The 17,530-nt window shown below is 52.2% G+C and carries 13 protein-coding genes; 4 read left to right on the top strand and 9 right to left on the bottom strand.

The genetic code is table 11. From position 1 onward, the window contains the following. Positions 1–1,010: 1,010 nt before the first annotated feature. From dsr1 to AC2FNS_RS11355, 3 genes are all read right to left on the bottom strand, one after another. Complete coding sequence (dsr1, locus tag AC2FNS_RS11365; protein ID WP_496803853.1) at positions 1,011–4,748, bottom strand: anti-phage defense-associated sirtuin Dsr1; 3,738 nt, start codon at positions 4,746–4,748, stop codon at positions 1,011–1,013. A gap of 155 nt (positions 4,749–4,903) precedes the next feature. Then, positions 4,904–5,494, bottom strand: coding sequence for a restriction endonuclease (locus tag AC2FNS_RS11360; protein ID WP_496803852.1), 591 nt, complete (start codon positions 5,492–5,494; stop codon positions 4,904–4,906). Positions 5,495–5,625: 131 nt separating this feature from the next. Further along, positions 5,626–6,540, bottom strand: a complete 915-nt coding sequence (locus AC2FNS_RS11355; RefSeq protein ID WP_496803851.1) for a hypothetical protein — start codon at positions 6,538–6,540, stop codon at positions 5,626–5,628. A 559-nt stretch (positions 6,541–7,099) separates the two neighbouring features. Here AC2FNS_RS11355 and AC2FNS_RS11350 point away from each other — a divergent pair. Further along, complete coding sequence (locus AC2FNS_RS11350; protein WP_496803850.1) at positions 7,100–7,660, top strand: recombinase family protein; 561 nt, start codon at positions 7,100–7,102, stop codon at positions 7,658–7,660. 181 nt (positions 7,661–7,841) lie between these two features. Here AC2FNS_RS11350 and AC2FNS_RS11345 read toward each other — a convergent pair whose 3' ends face one another. The 3 genes from AC2FNS_RS11345 to AC2FNS_RS11335 all read right to left on the bottom strand — a co-directional run bounded on the left by AC2FNS_RS11345 (position 7,842) and on the right by AC2FNS_RS11335 (position 10,615). Further along, on the bottom strand, positions 7,842–9,071 hold the full coding sequence (locus tag AC2FNS_RS11345; protein WP_496803849.1) for an EVE domain-containing protein: 1,230 nt from the start codon (positions 9,069–9,071) through the stop codon (positions 7,842–7,844). Positions 9,072–9,122: 51 nt separating this feature from the next. Next, positions 9,123–9,620: a thermonuclease family protein gene (locus AC2FNS_RS11340; RefSeq protein ID WP_170582927.1), complete on the bottom strand. Its 498-nt coding sequence runs from the start codon at positions 9,618–9,620 to the stop codon at positions 9,123–9,125. A 476-nt stretch (positions 9,621–10,096) separates the two neighbouring features. After that, positions 10,097–10,615, bottom strand: a complete 519-nt coding sequence (locus AC2FNS_RS11335; RefSeq protein ID WP_170582928.1) for a hypothetical protein — start codon at positions 10,613–10,615, stop codon at positions 10,097–10,099. 431 nt (positions 10,616–11,046) lie between these two features. On the opposite strand from AC2FNS_RS11335, the gene AC2FNS_RS11330 reads away from it, so the two are divergent. Together AC2FNS_RS11330 and AC2FNS_RS11325 are read left to right on the top strand one after the other, a co-directional pair. Further along, positions 11,047–11,853 carry a hypothetical protein gene (locus tag AC2FNS_RS11330; protein WP_496794701.1) on the top strand — a complete coding sequence of 269 codons (807 nt, stop codon included), beginning with the start codon at positions 11,047–11,049 and terminating at the stop codon, positions 11,851–11,853. Then, the gene (locus tag AC2FNS_RS11325; RefSeq protein ID WP_496748950.1) at positions 11,828–13,681 is read left to right on the top strand and encodes a 7-cyano-7-deazaguanine synthase; all 1,854 of its coding nucleotides are present in this window, start codon (positions 11,828–11,830) and stop codon (positions 13,679–13,681) included. The genes AC2FNS_RS11330 and AC2FNS_RS11325 overlap by 26 nt, the downstream gene beginning before the upstream one ends. Here AC2FNS_RS11325 and AC2FNS_RS11320 read toward each other — a convergent pair whose 3' ends face one another. Genes AC2FNS_RS11320 through AC2FNS_RS11310 form a run of 3 tightly spaced genes read right to left on the bottom strand, consistent with a single transcriptional unit; the run spans position 13,682 to position 15,430 of the window. Next, positions 13,682–14,743: a tyrosine-type recombinase/integrase gene (locus AC2FNS_RS11320; protein WP_496797650.1), complete on the bottom strand. Its 1,062-nt coding sequence runs from the start codon at positions 14,741–14,743 to the stop codon at positions 13,682–13,684. Further along, on the bottom strand, positions 14,721–15,227 hold the full coding sequence (locus tag AC2FNS_RS11315) for a helix-turn-helix domain-containing protein (protein ID WP_058272706.1): 507 nt from the start codon (positions 15,225–15,227) through the stop codon (positions 14,721–14,723). The genes AC2FNS_RS11320 and AC2FNS_RS11315 overlap by 23 nt, the downstream gene beginning before the upstream one ends. Beyond that, positions 15,227–15,430: a helix-turn-helix domain-containing protein gene (locus AC2FNS_RS11310; protein ID WP_496717090.1), complete on the bottom strand. Its 204-nt coding sequence runs from the start codon at positions 15,428–15,430 to the stop codon at positions 15,227–15,229. Before AC2FNS_RS11310 ends, AC2FNS_RS11315 begins: the two co-directional genes overlap by 1 nt. 396 nt (positions 15,431–15,826) lie before the next feature. Here AC2FNS_RS11310 and AC2FNS_RS11305 point away from each other — a divergent pair, with 396 nt between their 5' ends. After that, a complete protein-coding gene (locus AC2FNS_RS11305; RefSeq protein ID WP_496797649.1) occupies positions 15,827–17,131 on the top strand; it encodes an FAD-dependent oxidoreductase in 1,305 nt (434 codons plus the stop codon). Positions 17,132–17,530: the final 399 nt, after the last annotated feature.

Genomic DNA, 17,530 nt, shown 5'->3' with positions numbered 1-17,530 from the left:
CGGTGTGCAACAGTTTCTGACGGCATTGCTGGGAAATACTGCCCAAAGCGCCTCGTAGTTGATCCGATATCCAAGAAGTTCCGAAAGAGATTGGTAATATGGCTTTCGGAACCAGGGGTTAATAGGTTGCCAGTAAGGGAGTTAACTAATTGTAAACTATGGTTGGTTAATCTGAACCCATGGGAAAATGGTCTTTCAGTATTGCGGCAAATCGGGAGGAACCCGATGCTTTGATCGGGTATATAGATGCCCCATCGGTCACTCTGGCGTTGCAGTGCCTCAGTAGCTTCCCAGACGCCAATGTTTATGCTCTTCCTAGCGATGTGGAACTTCCCTCAGGTTCAGGGCCTGTCTGGTTTGTTGAAGTTCCTTCGCCAAGCCGTTGACCAGCTAACTTCGACTTTTTCTGCCCGAAACGATGGCCCCGATCTTTCGACAATAAGTCTATAGCCCAACACGGGTATCACCCAAGGGACCTCTACAAGCTAAAACAGGTAGTAAGCAGCGTTGCCCAAAAGCATCCGATCTTGAACTGTCTGGAATCGGGCAATCTTGATTGGGCTGTCTTGCAGTATGAGGAGGCAGAGTGTTTTCTGCTGGCGATGCAGAGGCTGTCAGAACGGTTTGGTGTTCCGTTCCTTCCTGTTCATGACAGTCTGATTGTGAAGCAAAGACACCAGTACACTGCCATATCTGTCCTTGAGGAAGCCTAAAATGAGCGCCTTGGTTTCGTCCCTCGGCTAAAGTCCAGTTCAGGCGTCAACAAATAGGTGACGGCTATAGCTCTTCCATAGGTGTTCCATAGGCATCCTATAGCTGTGCTATGGTAATTCTATAGCTGTATCCTCATCAATGGGGGGAACATCCCCTTGAAGAATAGAACTTCCATGGAGAGGTCTTCAGCCATTCCCATGGGATACCTAGGGAAGTATCGGAGGCATTACTTGGAAGCGTAAGGGCAGGGTACGGACCTTCGCTGCGATCGCTCCGATTTTCTGCTTTCCTGCGCTCTAGTCTTCGTGTTGCTGCGAAAGGACAGTGAGCCGAGTGAAGTGAGGGTCATTTGATAGGGCAGGATTGGCTCCCTGTATAATGTCCAATAAGGAACCCAAGTCACCGAACAAGTAGGGAACATCCAGAGGGATTGTAGCACTCAGTAGCGCCAATATTTCGTTGGGATGGTCAGCGGCCAGTTCACCATCCCCTAAAAGATGGAGCAGATAGCCAAAATCCGTTGTCGGTCCCAGGTGTTTTTTGAAACAAGCGAACGCGTCTTCGAAGCCCTTCCGAGATACTGCTACCATCTGCGCAAAGTTCCGAAACGTTATTTGAGTGCGAGCTTCTGGCTTGTTGGGCCAAAAGTTCTTAACGAAGGGTATAACCCGGTTCTGTAGGTATTGTTCTTGTTGTTCCCCTGCACCCTGCAAGGCTCTGAACAGTGTCTCCGCTACAGTATTAAGGTACTCAGCAGGAAGGTTGCCAAATACGTCCCGCAGTTCCTTGGAGCTAAAAATCGAAGCTTCGCCTAAGGCAATGTAGGTAATAAACCTAGTATACTGCTCCATGCACTGGTTTTCCAAAACATCAATGTGGTCTGGGACTGCCAAAAATGGCGATTTGAGTAATTCGAGCAATGGTAGATATATTCTCGGCGCATGCAAAAAACTGTCCCACATCGCAGCGGCTTTTGTAACATCCGCATCCCACTCAAACGCTGGAATCAAATGCTGTTTAGTCCAATCTCCATCCACCCGCAGTAGCGGGATGATTTGTTGTGCGAGAATAACCGAGCCTATCCAAAGCGGCTGATTATCTGCATTGCTCATCAGCGCAAATCGACTCTTCAGGTCATCCGGGAGTCCCTGATCATCTTCCGGTTCCGTTGCAAGCCACCAGTTTAAGAGTGAGCTTGCGGCATGGCCAACCGGATGATTTATGGCATGATTGAGCGAAATATCGTCGGAGACTTCGACGTTTTTCGCACCGGTTTCCATTATTCGATCAACGAGAGTGAAGAACGCCTCTTCATACTCTCCAACGTTTCTTGATATCCGACTTACCCACCAGGAGATCGCATGCAAAGCATCAACGAAGTACTCCTCCGGCATGTCTACAATTACGGAAGAAACATGCTTCCATGAACGGTCGCGAAGCCCGTCACTAGACCAGGCGTACAAGGCCTCAGCCCAACGTTGAGGAAGCCACACCTCTTCGCTTGCCAGTTTCCTTAAGGCAAAGAACGATCGCCTAAAGTCATCCCGGCACCTTTCACTCCAGTTATCACCAAAAAAGACACCTTCAGTCGAAGGGTTGTTCCGAAGCCACTCAACCAGCTTCTTTACGTTCTTAGGTGATTGTTCAATCGGTTGCTCTTCACCGTTAGAACTCCACATTGGGAATTCATCACGGTCATCGGGCGCCAATTGCCATTCGGGATAGCGTTCTTCCACCGATGCTATGAAAGCGTTCGCGATTCCCGTTGCGGCTCCTCCCTTTGAAAAGAGCTTTTTCAATCTCAACCAGCGCATTCGATCTGAAAAGCGTTCGAACTCGTCATCGCTAATATCGTCTCTGAACCGCGCTCGAGGAGGTCCTTCGACTACTGACTCCTGGAGCCTTTGCATATGCTCAGCAGTCAAAACCGGACCGAACGCAACCAGTAAGCGCATAACCTCTCGCATTGTTGAGGTCGACCAAAGCCAACGCCCGTCGTCTGCTAATAGCCACCCCATCGATGTGTCAAACGAAACGAGGTCCGGCCTCTGCGTCAACGCGAAAAATACCAGCCTTCGAAAAATGGGATGCTTGGAATTCGCCCAGATCGTTAGCATAGCTTTTGCGTTTTCGCTGTTGCGATCTGCGGCCGCCAGCCACGCGTCGCGACACAAGGTCACCAAGAGTGTCCAGTCGTGGTAATCCTTGTTCTGGTCATGGTCTGAAATCGATGGAAGTTGTATGTAGCTGTAGTCTCTAAGCTCGGATGATATCTCGGCTTCGCACATCAGCCCTAGCGTTTCTGACAACAACTCTGACATGTCGGTCAGACTGTTTGCTAAGAAACCTTCGAACTGTTCGGTTTTCTGAATGGTCTTATATGCCGAGTGAACGTGATTGGATGCCAACGCCACTTCGACGTTGGCAATCGATGAAATCCTTTTGCTTTTATCGCTGGAACTATCTGTTCCGAAAGAATATGGGCGTGATATCTTAAGTGAGGGGCGCAGTGCATCTTTGAACTCTCGCCTTACAACTGGTGTGTCCCCGTGTGTCACGAAGCGCTTTTCCCACCCGTAGAGCCCGCCAATGTAGTGGCGTGAACTGGCGTACCCAGAAACCACAAACTCCCAAAGCTTTCGCATGGTCGGGTTAAGGTGCTCTGCATCCTCTAAAGCTCTCCGAAGGTGCCATTCAAAACGGGGATTAAGATTGCTGCCTTGCCCAACAACCCAGAATAGGGCTTCGCTCCTTTCCAGGTGTCTTGCCAACCACTTTGCCAACGCATCCATTGACTTGTCCCAATCGGAACCATGCCCTGCATTGAGGTCAACGAGCGACATTTGAGGAGCCAGATGGGATGGAGTGGGTCTGGATATAAGGCTAAATTTGAACTCCGGGTTATGACTTGTGTTGAAGAGATCACTCCTTGGCACACCAAATCGAGGGAGATCATCGATGCCAAATCTCGGTTTGGTGAACTCATCCAACCATTCGACTGGCGGAACAGGATCGAGTTGAGAAAAGTGCTTCGCGGGCAGACCGGTTGGATCGCTCAGTGCCCAAACCATCCGTTTTACGAAATCATCCTGTGCCGTGCTTCCACTTGGTTTGTGGTATGCATGGCGCGCGACGATAGCCGACTTTGCATTTACGCCATCTCGGTAACTATTTGCCCAAACACGAAGCGTTTCATGCAAATAGTAATGATATTTATGGTTTTTATAAAGAATGGGGACAACGTGCTTTGTATCCCACTCTGCCTTAGCTTGATCTCTTTTACCTCTTGCATAGTTGCCAAATGCATATGCAGCCGGTGTATTCTCACCCATCATCTTGTCGGCAGCCAAAGCGTCCATCATGTAACGGAGAATGGGATCGTTGATGCTGTAACCTACGAAACAGACCGTGTAGTTTCGAAACAGTTCAGTAACAAAGCGCGCGGCCCATCTCTCTACAAGGTAGGCCAAACCAAAGTCACCACTTGTAGCAACCAAGCTGTTCAGGTTCGTTTCGGAGCCAGTACCGTCCAAAAGGCCGTGAAGGTAAATTAACCCATCCCACCTGTTCTTTGGAACCGGTAACAGCGGGGCCGCGTGGGTTGGTGTTTGGGGACTTTTCGTCTCAATGACTTCTTCAAAAACCCGATCAAAGTTTGTTGTAATGAGGCGAGTGGCTCCTGATCGTGTCTTTCCAAGCCGAAGGAGCGCCTCATGGGTCTGCGTCGATTTTTTTCCAGTTAAATTCGGTTGGAGCGCACTTGCAATCGCTTCACGCACTATCTGTCTACCGTTCGGGAGCCGTTGCTCCAAGAGGCCCAAAGTTGTGTCGTACTTATAAGCTTTGAATGCTTCGGCTTCAGCGCCACCCAATTCTTCTCCGAGCTCATTATACACGGCTTTTACCAAACCATAGAAGGTTGGCAGTTTTGCGGGGTAGGAAATTCCAGCGCCACAGAAGAAAACCACTTTTCCATCTTCATGGGCTTCCAAAAGGGCTTCTGGGATGTCTGGACCATTGGAAATGAATTGCATCTAAAACTCAAAAAAATGCACGACCGTAACAGGGATAGATTGGCCATGGTTCCGTGACAAGGGAGGGATTAGGGCACTATGCATATTGTAGAAAATAGAGCGGACACTTGTTGGCGAGTTGCCTAACGGCAGCTAAGGGCCGTCAAGAGCAGCGCTTAGTGAGCCAACCATAGGTTAAGCTTTTCAACGCTTGTTGATGAAATCGTAGAGACGCTTAGCCCCGTAGCCGTTGGGGTCGGCCAAAAACCTGCATATTTTGGCAGATCAGCAGGAAGATACGAGCGCGGGACATCTTCTGAACTCCTCGTAACGTAGGTGTGTACTCCATCGACGAACGTTATCAGCGCGATTCCATGCTCTGCAGCATACTCGATAGCGCCACGCTGAAACCCAGATGTCGAGAAGATGATACCTTTTTGCGAGCCAGTCTCAATCAATTTGCTTCTAAGGATCATGACCACATCACGTTCCACTGAACGCTTTAGTTTTTTGCATTCCACCAGCACTGTTATCTCGGCACCGGCAAAAACATTGAACCTCGCCACAGCATCGATGACGTATTCGCCCGCGCTTCCAGGCACCGTCTCGAGGTGTTGAACGGAAAAGCTCTTGAGTTCCCCTTCAGCGGCCCTGAGCCATGAAACGACCTGCTTTTCGTATTCTAATGGGGAAACTTCAATTGGGTTGCTTGGTTCCCAGGGTAATTCTCTCGTCATAAAAGTGCTTTCGTGTAGCTTGGTCACCATCCAGCATATTTTGGCCATCGCTGCAACGAACGTCCACTTTACGCGAAGCAACACAGCGCTGAAGTTGGTTTGCAGACGGCGGCTATGGGCCGGACTCCAAACCAACAATGATTTTGAATGATTACCTCCCTCTATTCTTCAATAGACGAGATGTGCCGCTCTTGTACGAGAAGAGGGCCAGCACCTCGAATGTGAGGATTTCTCCAGCTGATGCCGCCGGATCGATTGCGCATAAAGTGGCCCTGCACCCAGTGAGCGCGGCGCTTAGGGCTGATCTCTTTGTATGCCTCGTGCTTGTCGCTGGTAGCTTCAAGCTGATGCCTGCCTAGTTCGCCCAGCTTAACCCTGATTATGGACTTGTTGGGCAGTGTTCGCCCAGATTTCTGCGCTCTTCGCCGTTCGGCCCTCGGGTATGCGGGCACTTCCTCTTTTTCCAGCATGGCCTTGTGTTCAAAAAGGACCGACATGCCCACCGCTATTGCGAGGAAGTTAAAACAGAGCGACTTTTCCTGTTTGATTGCTGCTTCTTCGGTAACTTCTTCTCCGATAGCCTGAGACAAAGCGAGGGAAGGTGAGTGAAGAACCTCTACCGACGCTCCCTGTGATTTGAATATCAGCAGGTTTGGGAACAAGCCGTTATTATTCGCGAGGTAAACCTGGCTGTAGAGTACGTTGTCATCTTGGGTGATTAGGGCTGCTGGCCACATGCCGACCTTTGGTTTTGGCACAGTCAAAAACATCGCCGGGAACGGTAGACGAACGTTGCTAAATAAACTGTCCAGACCGTCCTCTTGCATTTGTGCTGAGAGGGCGTGCAGCATTTTCTCCGCGCGTTCGTCGATCTGGTAGAACTGTGCGATATCGAAAATTTGACGTTGCCGCTTACCGTGAAAATCAAGCGATTCGATAAGGTCGGGTTTTAGTGACGCCCGATCAATACCCTTCAGGTAGAGCAGAATATCCGGATATCGTTCATAGAAATCGAGCAAGTCAGCGAGCATTGTTCGCACCTCAAAATACCAAACGATTGATACCGATGCATCCATCGGACGCAACATCAAGGTTACCCATTCAATACGCGAATGCTGCGAACGACAGGTTTGACGGGCTGCGCCGCAGCATCATCAAGCTGTAGCAAACGGCGGGTCTGGGCCGAGTCAGCAAGTTTGTTCCATCTGAACGTGTCGAGTTACCGTTTCTATGGCTGGTTTGGACAACTCGCAGATACTAGCGAACCATTTTATAGAAACCCATCTGCTAGATACAGGGGCGGCTAATCTTGCTAAAATTGGTGTTTGCATAGAATTTTCGATCATGGGCGCACACGCAAGTCACCTAATCAAACCAACAACAATTACAAACTAAAAACCCCCTGTTTTTTGAAGTCGGTTTTCTGAACCCCCGGCCCCCTCTGAAATCTGAATAAGGCTCTTTCAAGACTGCCACGCCCAGCGCCCAAAGGCTTTTGCACCCTGCCAATAGACCTTGCCCATGTGTCAGCCTCAGAGCGTGGCGCAAATGTCTGTCTATGAAGTCGGTTTCGGCTTTTGGCAGACACCCTGCCGCAACTTCTTAAACATCATTGGCAGACAAGAGGATCGTCACATGCTGATCGGATATGCACGTACATCGACGCTGGAACAGAAAACATCGCTGGAGGCTCAGAGAGAGTCACTGAGAGCAGTTGGTTGTGAGCGAGTCTATGAGGAGCAGGTAAGCTCAGTGGCCCCCAGAGAGGCGCTCAGGACCGCTATGGAGTTCTGCAGGGAAGGGGATACCCTAGTCGTCGCCAAGCTGGATCGTCTGGCCCGATCCGTGAAGCATCTGGGGGAAATCGTTGAAGACCTGGAGAGCAGAAGAGTTGACCTCCGAGTTCTGAACCTTGGCCTGGATACCTCCAACGCCACCGGAAAGCTGATGTTGAACGTTCTGGGTTCTGTGGCTCAGTTCGAACGTGAAATGATGCTGGAACGTCAGAGGGAAGGCATCGCCAAGGCCAAGGCGATGGGCAAGTACAAGGGCAGGAAGCCCACAGCAAAGGCTAAGGCCGCAGAGGTTGTGCAACTACTCGCTGAGGGCAGTAGCAAACGCGAAATCGCCCGGTGCCTGGGAATTTCGGAACGGTCTGTCTATCGGATCGTGAGGGAGCTGCCCTGCTTTTTGTGACGCTTTCTAAACCAATAAGGAACTAGACGTGGCCGCAGGTTAGAAAGCGGTTGGCGGTCGACTAGGTGAGCTTTGCAGGAAATGCTTACGGTCCCACTAGAAAGTAGCTGACGTGAAACAGTTTGATACGCATTTCCTGCATTCCTATTTCTAGCGATTTGCCATGCTAGGGGGTGGAAGCTCATAAAACTTCCTTTGCAGCTTGGATGATAGCTAGCTGAACTTCCAACGTATCTACGTCGCGTAGTATTTCACCATTGCTTGGAAGCCGGTTGCCTGAGAAGGCGCTGAGAACCGTTTGTTCAACATTTTTTGCTTTTTCAGCGTCTTCCACTCTATGGGTAAACGCCAATGACCACTTAAGCCCAGTGATTTCCGGCATGATTGCGAGGTTATATTGCTTCAGCCTTTTCTTTGGGTCATGTGAGAAGCCAACTTTAGCAACCTTCCTATTGCCTAGTTTCAGAACATAGACGAACCAATTGTCGTGTTCGGTGTTGGTGACAGAGTATTCACCTGGTTGTGGAGTGGGGCCGGGGCGATATTTGCGAAGTAGCTCTGTGGACGATGGCTCTGGTTGCTGCGAGGTAGGCCTTGTTCCTGACGAAGTGTTGCCGATTTCGGCACCGTACCAAAGCCGACGAAACTCAAGTTCTAATTCCTCAGCTTTTATCTCTTCGGTTGTTGGATCATAGAACTCTCTCCAAACCTCCCTGTCGGTTTCTCCCGCGCCGGAGAACCCAGCTCGTTTATCTCTAGGGTCTATGTGGCGGAAGTTGAGAACCTTGTTGTAGAAACCCTTAACTGCTCGGCCAGTCAACGTGGCAGTCTTGGCAATTGGAGCATCTGGACGCAGCGATAGGCTTCCTCCATAGGTTTGGTGGTAGACGTATAGTGCCGCTACGGATTGGGCCCTACTCCAGGGGTTGCCTGTATTTTCCCACAGTTCTTCAATGCGTTTCAGTTGGTCTCCTTCGACTGGAAAGTTGGTCTTGTTTGCCATTTTCAAAATGGACAAATCTTTAAGGACTGGATCAACTAACAGCCAGTCCCGTTGGATAATTTCTTTCTTATTGGCGACCTGGCTAACATGGAGCCTGACCCGCATTTGGCGGGTGTTTGCATCCGATGGATTTGTCCAGAATGTGCTTCCTGGGCTGTCGTCAATCCGTTCTCTTGGGGTATCTAGCAGGTGTCCGCGAGCTACAATTCCAGATGACGCATTTTGTTTTCCCTTTGCTCGCCAGATGAAAACAGTGTCCCCTCGCAGCATACGGCTTGAATTCTGTCTTGCAGCAAAGAGAACTTCTCGAGCTTCGGAAGCCAATAGACCGTCAATATCGTATTGATCCGGATTGCACTGGAAAATCCAACTAGGCAACTCAATCTCCGATGGTTTGTTGGGTTTCATCAAGAAACCAGTATTGCTGAACTTGTCCGACGAACGGGTGGTATTGGTTCGCTATCCGCACCAATTTCCTGGAGGGCGTGGACAGCTAAATCTGCCGCAGCGATAAGGTGCTGCTAGACCTTCTGCAATGAGGGTATCCCCCACATCCTTTTCGTTTACGTATAGACGGCCACAAAGCCTGCCGTAGTTGCAGGCTTGAGTGCCTTCAGTGCCAGGCTTGCAAGCACACCGAACGTACTCCAGCCGCAGCGATTTTGCGGAGCGGAGAAGAGCCTTTAGGCGGCTTGTTGCACGTTCCCCAAGACGCTTTTCTTCAGCGCAATCTGGTGAAAAGACCTCGGGTGAATTGAAGCCAACTAGACGAACGTTGCGCGAAATACCTTTCACGCGGACTGTGTCTCCATCAATCACGCGCAAATCGCCCGAACGCAGGACTGCAGTCGACGGACTCTCTTCGGGAGTATCTATTGCCTGATACGGAGTTAGGTCGCTTGCCACGAAGAAGGCGAGTAGAGCCAGTCCCGCAGCGGAAAGAAGAAATAGCCTCATGGCACGACGATTGAAGGTCCTATAATTGTGCCTAGTTAGCGAATAGGGCCTGTGCCGTGATGTAGTTGATGACTTGGCAGTTCTACTGTTTTTTTCCCTTTGGAAGTCGACAACCTTCGCCGTTTCTCGCTCAGCAGGTATCAATCTCATTAGCACTCTGTACTGTTTCGTGGACAGCCGAGTTTGTTCACCATGGGAGTTCAGTTTCTGCTGAACAGACCGTAGGAAGTCCCTTTCCCATTTCGTGAGCCTCGTCGAAGTAAGCGCACGTTCAATTCCGGACAATAAAATGGATAGCTGTTGGGGAGTGAATGGCATGGCGAACTGAATGAAACTGGAATGCGATCCTAGCGAGAAAAGGAAGCAACGTAAGGTGCTGATTTACATACCGCTGCACTGCAATTATTTGTCGAAAGCTGATTTCGTGGAAACGTTGTAGTTAACTGCAGATACGACAAAGAACCAGAATGGCTCCACTATCGAGTGGGCCTATGGCCGATGCTCCAGCTCCGATCTCTGACCAGTCGAGCGTCGAGATAGTCGATTTTCTCCTGCTGGACTATCTCTACGGTCTCACCAGCCTCGGCAACCTCGTAGCCGTCAGAGCGAGCGATCACGTAGCCACCATCTCCAAGGAGTTCATAGGATACGGAAATCCGAAGCTCGTTATCCGTAAGATTTTTGACTTTGTATCTCCACTCGTAAACAACCTCAGAGGCCGGTCTATTCCAAAGGCTCCAAAAACTCGTTACGATTGGTTGTTCGGTGGTCAAAAATAGCCCTTTGAACGAGTCAGAGACATACTCCAGTGGTGGGTCTTTCGCTTCCTCCTCATCCCAGCCAATTCCGGCGAAGGAGGCATCTCGGTCTGTTCCGAAGCGAGCTGGTATTTGACGGTAGAGTTCAGGGTGAATGTTCAGGTAGCCGAGTGCCAGAACCATAAATGGAACTACAAAGAAACCAACGCTGTACCAGGCAGGATGTGATTTTCGCATTTTCAGCCTTCGTAAACACCTAATGCAATTTGGCTAGCGTATAGGTTGTGGTCGTGCAAGTCTGCTTCTTGCCGTTACCCAAGGGCAGCGCGAATAGCTAGAGTTGCCAGCACCTGTGGATGCAGGGGGCGTACAGCTTACCAGTACGGGCTGTGTCTCGGGGACAGTTGTTTTCTGGATAACCCATAATAGGCCGAATGTGCGGGCTTGGACCTATTGGTGCCACAAAAAGTGCCACACTGCTGGGTTCTCAGATATTTTTCGACTTTAAATCAACTTCTTATGGGTTATTCTGGCGGTCAATAAATCCGTGTGGGGGCACCACTTTTTTCAAAGGCTTACGAGGCGATCTCATGCCTGGCACTCGCTTCGGGTAAGCGTAGGGTAAGCGTAGATGCCGATTTTTCCCTTTACATTCGCCCGAGGGTTGCATGATTCTGCAGACAAGGGAGGAACTGATGGGACACATCAGGCTTGGCACTTTGCCTCGGTCCAGGAAGTGGCGCGAGGTCGTTGATTTGATCGCAACCGATGCGTCGGTAGAAGAGATCGCCGAGGCGGCGGCTGATGCATCCGAAAAAGATCTCTCGCGCGCGAGTCGTGACCCTAGGTTTCAGTTTGTAAGCTATTTGCTGGTGAGGTTGCCTTTGCTTGCGAGGGCTCCTGGCTTCGAAGACGCTCTGGCTGATCTTGGTGTCGACGGATCGGAGCTTGCCTCTGTGACAGGGCTGCTCGCCGGGTTGGATCGTGCCATTGATCGCAACAGCTTCGATCTCCGAAGTTCCTCAGATACAGGAGAATTGGCGAAGGTCGCGCTCTTGGAAAGCCTTTCCGTTCAGCTGCACGACCGGTTGCCATCCCTGTTTGAACCGACACCGCAAGAAATTCGCCAAGCACTCGCGAGCTTCGCCTCGGGCGATGCATTTGCGAGACTCTCGCGGGATTTCTTTGCCCGGTTGACATACCGTTCGCTAGACTACTATCTGAGCCGGGAACTCGCCAATCACACTGGCGAGGATCGACGCTTTTCCACCGATGCACAGCGAGTGGCATTTCAACAAGCCCTCGCCCACCACACATTTGAAGTGTCTAGAATTGTCGAAGAATATGCGGGCGGCTGGTATGGCAAAACCGTCTGGCAGAAGCAGGCGCTTGATCGCGATTCAATAGACAAGTTCACAGCTTACGCGTTCAAAAAGATGCGCTCGGAGTTTGGGCGCCGTCGCGCTGTTGTCTGAAGTTGAAGTCAGATGGTTGCCGCCCCTGACAAAAAGCGGCGGTGATGAAGTCCTGCGTCTCGACATTGCTGGCCGCGAAGTCGCAATGACGCTGCGGATTGGACAATTGAACCGTCAATTGGTCGAGGGCCTGCAGGATCGTGCACTCGATTTGCTGGAGATTGCCGCGCTTGTCTATTGCGCGGACGCGGCAGTCAGCCGTGGTGGCCCGGCGGATCAGAAGATGGGTGAGAAGTGGCACAGACGATTCGTAGCCACCATGCCGGTACGCGATCTGGATTTCTGGCAACGTGAGAGCGTAATACAGGCTCTGGAAGAAACGTTGATGTTTCTATCCGGCGACCGCTTTGAATTTTCTTTTTCGACCAAAGACGAACCGGATGCAGAGCGATCGCGCTTTTTCAAATTCGGCCGAAATAGTTCATGGAAGCCCCACCGCGTCCTGATGTTTTCCGGCGGGCTCGATTCCTTTGCGGGCGCTGTGGAAGAAATCGTAGAACAGAAGCATCGGGTTGCTTTGGTCAGTCATGCCTCGTCCACGAAAATAGCGCCGGTTCAGAAACGGCTGATCTCAGCCTTGAGCAAACGGTACGGACCGGAAACGTGCCGTCACATTCCCATGACCGCCCAGTTGAAGAGCCGATCGACCGCCGAAAGAACGCATCGCACACGCTCATTCTTGTTTGCGGTACTTGGGTCGATCACTGCAACGGCCTTCGGACTGGACCGCGTGTCGTTCCATGAAAACGGGGTCGTGAGCCTCAACCTACCGCCGGTTGGCAACGTCGTTGGAACACGAGCGACGCGAACCACGCACCCAAAGACACTGAAGCTGTTCACCGGTCTTCTGCGGCTTGTTTTTGAAAATGACATGCGGGTCGACAATCCATTCTTTGCTCGAACAAAAGCAGACGTTGTGGAACGTATCTCCCATCTTGGCATGGCAGACCAGATTGTTGAGACGCGTAGTTGCGCTGATGTGCATAATCAAACCCATCAATACTTCCATTGTGGGCGCTGTTCGCAGTGTATCGATCGGCGGTTCGCGATGCTTTCAAAGGGGTTGGAGCGATTTGACCCGGAAGATGCCTATCGCGTGGACCTTATGTCGGGCGCTCGACCGAACGGGACCGACCGTGAGATCGCGTTGTCCTACGTACGCAATGCAGTGTTCTTCGGGAACGCCACACCAAATGCACTGGCCCGGAGTTTCCCGGTTGTTCTGGATGCGGTTAATCATCTCGAAAGTCCACCAGACACCGCAATGTCGATGATCGCAGATTTGCTTAACCGCCACGGCAAGGCGGTCACATCTGTCATGCGCAGAACTCTCGAAAGCAAGTCACCCGGTGAGTTCCCTGAACAGAGTTTGCCAAGTCTATATGGTGAGATGCAGAGCGGTTTAACCATGCCGGCAGTGCCTGCTGCGTCAGTTGAACAAAACGAGAATGAGCAACCACCGCTGACTATAGAAATCAACAAAACCTCACGTTTGGTTCTGATCGGCGAACATATTGAGCTCAAGAAAAACGCCACAGCGGATCTGTTGATCGTTTTGGCTGAAGAGTGGCTCCGTGCGGCAGGCAAAGGTCTCGAACCTTTGGAGTATCCCTGCTTGAAGTCTGGCGACCTCGTCAAAAAATTGGGCGTTGAAACCGACGAAGTCGTTAGGCGGAGAATACTGACCGCGCGAAGGACGATTGCAAAGAGATTCGAGTCTGCTGGTCTGTCAGTTGAAAAGCCCCAAGAGTTGATCGAAAACCTCTCTTGGAACGGATACCGGCTTGCTCCCGAGCGCGTGGTCGTTCGGGTGCGCCACCGGAGCTGATCATTCATCAATAACCGCGTCCTCGTCTGGCAACGGTCCACGGCGGCGAAACCGCCCCATCAGTTCGACCTGGCGGCCAGGTGAAACAGAACCATAGGAGCTGAACGTCGTCATCACGTCGTCGTGTCCCATGTTCTGCGACCAGGCTTTATAGTCCTCTGGTGTCCTGCAGTGAAGTTTTGCTAGCTCTGCGATCGTATCTCGAACGCGGTGCGGCGAAAACGGTGGCAGCCCGGCGTTGACGAAAGCTTGCTTGAAGATCCGGGCCGCTGACGACGGGCCTACCCACGGCTCGCGCGCTATACCTACTGCCTCAAAGCGTCTGGACGGGCCAACAGCGACGCGCGTCTTTGGGAACAGAGGATCCGTGTCCGAGAAAAGATGGCCCTGGCGAAGCTCCGTGATCCAGTCTCGCAGAATCCTTTCGACATCATCACCGAAGGGAAAGAAACTGGTCGTGAAGGACTTTCCAAACTTTGTATCCACGGAACGGCCGTCAAACTGCACGCATTTATTGGCTGGATCGACATGACGCAGCTGCATGGTGATGGCGGCACCTTCACGTGATCCGGTCAAGAAAAGGAAGGCGATCACGGCGCGGTCACGGCGCTGGATCACTGTTTCTGCAGGCATGATGGACAACAGGTGGTTTACTTGTTCAGGGGACGGATGCGGCTTCCACAGGGTGCTGCGACGGGCCTGTTCCGATTTGCGATCCGGCGTGAGATAGGCAATGTCTGCGCGCGAGATCCTGGACTTGTACCCCGGTTGGTCAGCCATCCAGTCAAAAAGCTTCATGACATCGCGCAACACTCCGTTGATCGTAGCTGCCGACAGTGGCGCGCCCGTTCGTTCATTGCGCAGACCTTGCAGATGGCGTTTGAACGCGCGCGCCCTTTCTGAATGGAACGCCCGGTAGTCCTTACCTTTGAGCCATTTATCATAGATGGCAATCGATGCTGCGGCTTTGTCGATCGAAGATTGCGACAGCCCCTTTGCGTCCTTCAGCCAGACAAGGTGTTTGCGCTTGATGCGCAGGTTATCCGAGGTGTGTTTTGGCATGGGTCTCTGGCTCCTCTTTCAAGGTCACTTTTGAATGGGGTTCGGTACAGGACACTAATCTTGGGGAGGCTTGTTGAAGTGTGACCTCCAGTTTGGCCTGAATGGCTTCCAGATCTGAACGGCGAATGATCTTGTTCATGACCGCACCACACGTCGGACAGAGGGCGGTTAGGCGGCCGCTGGAAGCTGTTTCCTGAACATAGTCAGCGATCTTGCCGTCGGGTTCGCGCGGACCTCTGCAGCTGAGGCAGTAGCAGTGATGCAATGCCAACTTGCACCGCGCCTTGCGTTGTCTTTGTCCGAGGAAGTCCTTGAGCACATGTCCTTCGATCAGCCAAGGCTTGCTGCTGGTATCAGCCGCAAGTCCGTTGTTCCCAATCCAGCGAATGACGGTCTGGCGATGACAGCCCAAAACGTCCGCCACCTCCCAGACTGTGTAGACAAGGTGCGATTTGACTTTGTGTGAGGGGAAGGACTTTGCCATTACACACCCTCCCCGGAAATCGGTCCGCATGTATTCTGGCAGACCTGCGCCTCCTCAAAGGCTTCGATCACGTCTTCATCGTATAAAACGCGCGCGCCGATCTTCAAAAACCTGGGGCCCTTTCCGAGCCAGCGCCACTGCTCCAGCGTCCGCGGCGACATGTGCCACCGCTCCGCCAGCTGATCTTGTGTCAACTTGGTCATACCAACCTCAATTGCTCACTGCGGCACGAGGAAGTTCGGTCCGCTTCTACAATTGAGAATCTGACGGTTCAGAGTTTGGAAGTATGTGGTCACAGCCCCGGAAAGCGTGACAAGTACCAAGGCTAAGCTATTGACTCTAAACACACCGAGGCGAAAAGGTGTGACATTTCCGCAAAATGCGTGACCTCACGATCCAAACCGCATGGGAATCAGTGTCTGCAAATGGCCCGAAAGCTGACGTTAATCAAGTAAACTCGGAAGACGGCTTCGAGCCCAAAGTGACCGATGCTGCGCGTTGCACCAACGGCGGCTTTCTTGTCTTGACGAATTGATTTTGCAGGATCAGCGTCGTTTCGGAACGGACGGTTTCTTCAACACTAGGGATGCCAGACAGCGATGAAGACAGAACACACTGACGTCCTCGTTATTGGCGGCGGTACAGCCGGATTCGGGGCTGCGATCGCTGCGGGGCGCGAAGGGCTTAAGGTCACTTTGCTGGAAGCGACCAGCAAGATCGGCGGCGTTATGGCGTTCTGCCCTGGTATGCCCTGGGGCGGTGCCTATCCGATGGATCAAATTATCGGCGGGATCATTGAGGAACTCACAGAGCGTCTCGCATCGATGGACCCGCCAGCCGCCGAGAAGCGGGCTTGCACGCTCGACAATTTCGGGCCTGAAATCATCTACGACCATGATGTGGCGACGCTCACGATGTTTGAGATGCTCGAAGAAGCGGGCGTGCGTATCAGGCTAGGGGCCATCGCGCTCGAACCCGAGATGAAAGGCACCACAATTGCATCAGTCTCGTGCTGTGACCGACAGGGGCCTTTCAAAATTCAGCCGAAGATCGTGATCGATTGCTCGGGTGACGGCGACATCTCAGCCAAGGCTGGAGTGCCCTACGTTCTTGGCGATGCGTCCGGCAACATGATGGCGGTGACGATTTCTTTCTTCATGATTGGTGTGGACTGGGACTGCGCTTTCGCCGATCCGGACCCGTATTTCCAGAAATACGCAGCGATTGGTGTCGCAGATGGCAGGTTGCACAGCGATCTTAGGAAGCTGTACCTCATGCGTGGCTTTCATGAGGGTACGGTCTTTTGTAATTCTGTCCACGTCCGTGGGGTAGACGGCACGGATCCTCTGGCCGTGAGTGCTGCCACCCAAGAGGGGCGCCGCAGGTGCCGCCAATTGGCTGCGTTCCTGAGTACTGACGTCCCAGGCTTTGAGCGGGCGCATATGGCCATGCTTTCACCAACGGTTGGCGTGCGCGAGACGCGCAAATTGCAAGGCATGTATCGCTTGACAGGAAAGGACTTGGCATCTGCGACCAAGTTCGGGGATGGGATTGTGGCCTGTGACAACCCTATCGATGATGTGATGCGTGCTGAGGGCGACATGACCCATCACGCCGCCATCCAATCCGGGCAGTACTATACAATTCCATTCCGGTCGCTGGTACCTGAAGAGATCACGAACCTCATGTTTGCGGGGCGGATCCTGTCAGCAGACGCGGTTGCATTCGCCTCCGTGCGTGGCATGCCGCAATGCATGGCGATGGGGCAAGCCACCGGGACAGCAGCGGCGATGGCCGTGGGATCAGGCATCGCCGTTCAGGCCGTCCCAACGAAGGATCTGGTTCGGCGCTTGTCTGCACATGGCATCAACCGGTTAAGAGTGCTTGAACACGACGTGTCGTGACGGGTTGGCAGCCGATAGTGGCAACTACGCAAAGGCGGACGTTCGATCGTCGGATGTGAAGGGCAGCTCAGTCCCGCAGAGCGGTTATTTGGGGAAAATCGATCAATGTCCGAATTGCGGACATTTCCGCCGGTCGCAGATGCGGCAAAATCGGCCTCCGCGCGACGGCCGAATTTCGTAGCTTATCGCCGCACCACAGCGCGATTTCCGGAAAGCGGCCGTTCAAAATAGTCAAAATGGCCGAAATCCAAACCGGACCTTCTCCGCGTCGATTTCGAGCGTCTCATATGCGGATGGGGTGGATGGCGTCTGCAGCCAACCGTCGCGCTTTGCGGCAAACTGCAGAAGACATCTTCTGCAAGGAAAGGAGCCCCACCATGGAAGTCACGACGATAGGAT

The organism is Ruegeria sp. BHSA191, assembly GCF_059613325.1.
Note: the sequence above shows the minus strand (reverse complement) of the source record. Positions and strands in the feature narration are given on the sequence as shown.